This is a genomic window from Parvibaculum sp. (assembly GCF_035511255.1).
In the GTDB taxonomy this organism is placed as follows: Bacteria; Pseudomonadota; Alphaproteobacteria; order Parvibaculales; family Parvibaculaceae; genus Parvibaculum.
Window position 1 is genome coordinate 1 of record NZ_DATKFR010000188.1, and the last position, 5,392, is coordinate 5,392.

Below are 5,392 nucleotides of genomic sequence, written 5' to 3' on the forward strand. Positions count from 1 at the left end.
GGCGAGACCTGCTACACCCAGACGACGCCTCCGCCGGCGGCGGGCGCCAAGCCCTTCTGCGCCGCGAACGAGGATCGCAAGGTCGGCGATAGCTGGAAGGTCGCGGCGGCGGACGGCTCGGAAACGACGATCACGATCAAAGCGGGTCGGTGAGGGCTTCAGCAGACGGCAATAAATGAGGATGTCGTCCCGGGATTTATTCCCGGGACCCATCGGACGCGGTATTATATTGCGAGTCCATGGATCCCGGTGACGAGCACCGGGATGACATTGAATTTATGGTGAGCCTTACTCGACGGAAATCTTCGGCGCCTTGCGCGCGTTCGCGCCGAGCGCCTTGTCGATGTGTTCGCCGACGCGCCGGGCGATCTCGATGAACACTTTCGCTTCCTCGCTCTCCGGCGCCGTCGCGACGATCGGCGTGCCGGCATCCGACGTCTCGCGCACCGACATATGGAGCGGCACTTCGCCGAGGAAATCGCAGCCCAGCGTCTCCGCCATGCGCCGCGCGCCGCCCTGGCCGAAGATGTAGGATTTCTCGCCCGTGCCGGGACTGACGAAATAGGCCATGTTCTCGACGATGCCGAAGACCGGCACATGCGTCTTCTCGAACATGGCGAAACCCTTACGCGCGTCGATCAGCGCGATCTCCTGCGGCGTCGAAACGACGACGGCGCCGGTGAGCGGCACGCGCTGCGCCATGGTGAGCTGCGCGTCGCCGGTGCCAGGCGGCATGTCGACGATCAGCACATCGAGCTCGCCCCATTCGGTGTCGCCGAGCATCTGCGTCAGCGCCGACTGAACCATCGGCCCGCGCCAGATCGCGGCGGTGTCTTCCGGGACGAGATAGCCGATCGACATGGTCTTGAGGCCGTAATTGGTTTTCGGCTTCAGCTTCTTCTTTTCCGTGACTTCCGGCTTGCCGGTGAGGCCGAGCATGCGCGGAATGGACGGGCCGTAGACGTCGGCGTCGAGAAGGCCGACGCGGCGGCCGAGCTTCAGGAGGCCGAGCGCGAGATTGACGGCGACCGTCGATTTGCCGACGCCGCCCTTGCCGCTCGCGACCGCGACGATGGCGGCGATGCCGGGTACATTGAGAGGCGCGCCCTGGGGCGCCGGTTTGCGCGGTTCGGCGTGTGAGTGCCCGGCATGCGAGTGATCCGGGGCGGGCCGGCCGGCCGGCTGGTCGCGATGCGCCGTCAGGACGGCGGTGACACTGAGCACGCCGGGGAGTTTGCGCACCTGGTCCTCGCACTGCTTGCGCAGGGGTTCCGACGCCGGACCCCGCTCGGGCGCGACCTCGATGCTGAAGCCGACATGCCCATCCCTGACGACCAGGCCTTGAACGAGGCCGGCGGAGACCACATCCCTGCCGCTTGCGGGATCGACGATGCCCGAAAGCGTCTCGATAATGTCGTCTCTTGTGGCGCGATTCATGGCTTGTCCTGAGCTGTCGCAATCCCCACATTGCTAGTGCGGTGGTCGCGCGAAAGGGGTGCGCGACCGGGGCGGGGCGCGTTGCGCCCCGGGGGTGAGTGTCATATAAACCCCGATAAGAATAAAAACCAATATCGGCAATTTCCCCATACGAAGGACACTTGATGCCCTGGAGTAATCAGAACGGCGGTGGCGGCTGGCAGGGCGGGGGAGGTGGAAATCGTGGTCCATGGGGGCAGGGCCCCTCGGGTGGCGGAAAGCAGCCGCCGGACCTCGACGAGTTGATCAGGCGCGGGCAGGACAAGTTCCGCGAAATCCTTCCAGGTGGGACCGGCGGCACGCGCGGCCCCATTCTCATTCTGAGCCTCGTCGTCCTGGTCGCGCTGGTGGCGAGTTCGGTCTTCCGCGTCGACACCGACCAGCAGGGTATCGTGCTGCGTTTCGGCAAGTTTGTGCGCATCGAGCAGCCGGGTCTGCATTTCAAGTTCCCCTACCCGATTGAATATGTCGCGACGCCGACCGTCACGCGCGTCAATCGTACGGATATCGGTACCGCCGAAGCCGGCCGGCCCTCCACCGAGGAAGGGCTGATGCTGACCGGCGACGAAAATATCGTGGACATCAGTTTCTCGGTTTTCTGGCGCATCAAGGATGCGACGGATTACCTCTTCAAGGTCGAGGAACCGGACCGCGCCGTGAAGGCGATGGCCGAGAGCGCCATGCGCGAAGTGGTGGGCCAGTCGAATATCCAGGTTCTGTTGACGACGGGCCGCGGCGAGGTGCAGGCGAAGGTGCGCGACCTCATGCAGCAGGCGCTTGACGCCTATGGCGCCGGCATCGTCATCACCGAAGTCAAATTGCAGAAGGTCGATCCGCCGGCCGCAGTGATCGACGCTTTCCGCGACGTGCAGGCCGCGCGCGCCGACCAGGAGCGTCTCCAGTACGAAGCGAACACCTATGCCAACACGGTCGTGCCAAAGGCGCGCGGTGCAGCGTCGCAGATCACGCAGTCGGCCGACGCCTATCGTCAGCAGATCGTCGCCGAGGCCGAAGGCGAGGCAAAACGCTTCCTCCTGATCTACAACGAATACAAGAAGGCCAAGGACGTGACACGTCGGCGTATTTATATCGAGACGATGGAAGACGTGCTCGGCGGTATCAACAAGGTGATCGTCGATCCGAGCCGCTCGAACGGCGTCATGCCCTATTTGCCTCTGTCGGGATTGAAGCCCATTCCACCGGCGGCATTGAGCGGTTCGTCCGATGCATCCGGATCGTCGTCGACCGGCTCCGGCACGGAGGGACGGCCATGAACAGATCCATGGGTATCGGTGCGCTCGTCGCGGCCGCCTTTCTCGCCGTCATCGGTTACATGTCGCTCTTCACGGTCGACATGACGCAGCAGGCGCTGGTTCTTCAGTTCGGCCGTCCGGTCGGGCAGGCGATCACGGAACCTGGCCTCTATGTGAAGGCGCCGTTCGTCCAGAACGTCGTCTATATCGACAAGCGTCTCCTCAATCTGGAATCTCCGACCGAGGAAATCATCGCGTCCGACCAGAAACGTCTGGTGGTGGATGCCTTCGCCCGCTATCGCATCGTCGATGCCCTGAAGTTCTATCAGGCCGTCCGCGATCCGCGCCTCACGGAGGCCCGGTTGCAGCCGAGCTTCGGCTCCGCCCTGCGCAACACGCTCGGCGACAACAGCCTCGAGGCGCTCGTGCGCGACAACCGTGCGGGCCTGATGCGCAAGATTCAGGGGAACTTCAGCAAGGCGACCGCCGAGCTCGGCATCGAAATCGTCGATGTGCGCATTCGCCGCGCCGATCTCCCGGAAGCGAACAGCCAGGCGATCTTCCGGCGCATGCAGACGGAGCGCGAACGCGAAGCGGCTGAAATCCGCGCTCAGGGTCAGGAACAGGCGCAGCGTATCCGCAGCAAGGCGGACCGCGACGTGACCGTGTTGCTGGCCGATGCCGAGCGCGATGCCCAGATCGTGCGCGGCGAGGGCGATGCGACGCAGAACAAGGTCTATGCCGACGCTTTCGGCCAGGATCCTGAGTTCTTCGCCTTCTATCGCTCGATGCAGGCCTACAAGAAGAGCCTGAAGGGCGATAATTCGACCATGGTCGTGGCGCCCGATTCGGAGTTCTTCAGCTACTTCGGAAACGAGAGCGGGGCGGCGCCGAAGCGCTGAGGAGGCCGAGTTGACCGAGCTTTTCTCCGCGCTTGGCCTTGTGCTGGCGATCGAGGGTGCGCTTTACGCGGCCTTTCCGAGCGTCATGCGTCGCGCTCTGGCTTCCATCGGGACGCAACCGGATCTCGTTCTTCGGAGCACGGGCCTGCTTGCGCTCGTCATGGGGGTTGTGGTCGTCTGGCTTGTGCGAGGCTAGCCGGAACGGGCGGCCTCACGCGACATGGGCTCGCGGTATGGGATGAGGAGCGACGGTCGATGCGGCGGGTTCGGATTCTGCTCCAGGGATGGATTAGGCCCGCGGTTTTTGCGTTCCTTCTCGCCAGCGCTTCCGCCGCGCCCGCCGAGGCGCGCATCATACCGCAGAACCTTGCCGATCTTGCCGCGACCCTGTCGCCGGCCGTCGTCAATATCTCGACCACGCAGACCGTCACCGGCACCGGGGAAGAGGGTGCGGACGAGCAGGGCGACGGGGACAATGGCCAAGACAATGGCGACCAGGGCGATGACGACGACAGCGGCGGCGATGGCGACGGCGATTCGCCCAATCCCTTCGGGCAGGAAGCACCCGCAATACCCGGCCAGCCTGAGAAGGTGCAGTCGCTCGGCTCCGGCTTCGTGGTCGATCCATCCGGCATCATTCTCACGAACAATCACGTCATCGACGGCGCCGACAAGATCGATGTCACCTTTTCCGACGGCACGACCCTGCCGGCGAAGCTCAAGGGCCGCGACGACAAGACCGACATCGCCGTTCTGCAGGTCGAAACGAAGCTGCCGCTGGCCTATGTGAAGCTTGGCGACTCACGCAAGATCAGGGTCGGCGAATGGGTCATGGCGATCGGCAATCCTTTCGGCCTCGGCGGCACCGTGACGGCGGGCATCGTCTCGGCGCTGAACCGTGACATCCACGCCGGCAATTACGACGATTTCATTCAGACGGACGCCGCGATCAATCGCGGCAATTCCGGCGGACCGCTCTTCGCGCTCAACGGCGAGGTGATCGGCATGAATACGGCGATCATCTCGCCGTCTGGCGAATCCGTCGGCATCGGTTTTGCGACGCCGTCGTCCACCATCGCGCCGGTGCTGGCGCAAATCCTGAAATACGGCGAAATCCGCCGCGGCTGGATCGGCGTGCGCATCCAGTCTGTGACGCCGGAAATCGCTTCGACGCTCGGCCTGCCGGAGGCGCATGGCGCACTCATCGCGGGCGTGATGCCGGGTGGCCCTGCGGAAGCCGCCGGCATTGAGACCGGCGATCTCGTGGTCGGCTTCGACGGGCAAAAGATTCGCGAGATGCGCGACCTGCCGCGCATCGTCGCGGAGACCGATATCGGCAAGAACGCGACGATCGAGGTTCTGCGGGCCGGCAAGGAGAAGAGCCTGACGGTGACGGTCGGCCGTCTTCCCGACAGCGATAAGGCTGAGACGGATACGCCAGTCAAGAAGCCGCCGGAGATGGAGAAGACGCAGGCGCTCGGCCTCGATCTCGTCGCGATCACGCCGGACATTCGCGAACACTTCAAACTCGGTGCGGATGCAAAGGGCGTCCTCGTCGCCGATGTGGAACCGTCGAGCGACGCTGCCGATAAAGGCATCCGCCCGGGCGACATCATCATCCGCGTCGGCCAATCGGACGTGCAGACGCCGAAACAGGTCCTCGCCGCCATCGCCGTCGAGAAGAAGGCGGGCCGCACCTCAGTGCTGCTGCGCCTCCTGAGCGGCGGCGCCCCGCGCTTCGTGGCTTTGCCGCTGAAGTAG

General features: G+C 64.4%; 5 protein-coding genes. 4 read left to right on the forward strand and 1 reads right to left on the reverse strand.

What is annotated here, in order from left to right:
* Positions 1–288: 288 nt before the first annotated feature.
* Entirely contained in the window at positions 289–1,437 is a 1,149-nt protein-coding gene (locus VMR03_RS07090; RefSeq protein WP_325403650.1) for an Mrp/NBP35 family ATP-binding protein, read from the reverse strand.
* A gap of 164 nt (positions 1,438–1,601) precedes the next feature.
* Here VMR03_RS07090 and hflK point away from each other — a divergent pair, with 164 nt between their 5' ends.
* Genes hflK through VMR03_RS07110 form a run of 4 tightly spaced genes read left to right on the forward strand, consistent with a single transcriptional unit; the run spans position 1,602 to position 5,392 of the window.
* Positions 1,602–2,750, forward strand: coding sequence for an FtsH protease activity modulator HflK (hflK, locus tag VMR03_RS07095; protein ID WP_325403652.1), 1,149 nt, complete (start codon positions 1,602–1,604; stop codon positions 2,748–2,750).
* Entirely contained in the window at positions 2,747–3,631 is an 885-nt protein-coding gene (gene hflC / locus VMR03_RS07100) for a protease modulator HflC (protein WP_325403654.1), read from the forward strand. Before hflK ends, hflC begins: the two co-directional genes overlap by 4 nt.
* 10 nt (positions 3,632–3,641) lie before the next feature.
* Positions 3,642–3,827, forward strand: a complete 186-nt coding sequence (locus VMR03_RS07105) for a DUF2065 domain-containing protein (protein ID WP_325403656.1) — start codon at positions 3,642–3,644, stop codon at positions 3,825–3,827.
* Between the two features lie 59 nt (positions 3,828–3,886).
* On the forward strand, positions 3,887–5,392 hold the full coding sequence (locus tag VMR03_RS07110) for a DegQ family serine endoprotease (protein WP_325403658.1): 1,506 nt from the start codon (positions 3,887–3,889) through the stop codon (positions 5,390–5,392).

Excerpts from the sequence above, each read along its gene's own strand:
- VMR03_RS07090 (WP_325403650.1), bottom strand. The coding sequence starts at position 1,437 with ATGAATCGCGCCACAAGAGACGACATTATCGAGACGCTTTCGGGCATC.
- hflK (WP_325403652.1), top strand. The coding sequence starts at position 1,602 with ATGCCCTGGAGTAATCAGAACGGCGGTGGCGGCTGGCAGGGCGGGGGA.
- hflC (WP_325403654.1), top strand. The coding sequence starts at position 2,747 with ATGAACAGATCCATGGGTATCGGTGCGCTCGTCGCGGCCGCCTTTCTC.
- VMR03_RS07110 (WP_325403658.1), top strand. The coding sequence starts at position 3,887 with ATGCGGCGGGTTCGGATTCTGCTCCAGGGATGGATTAGGCCCGCGGTT.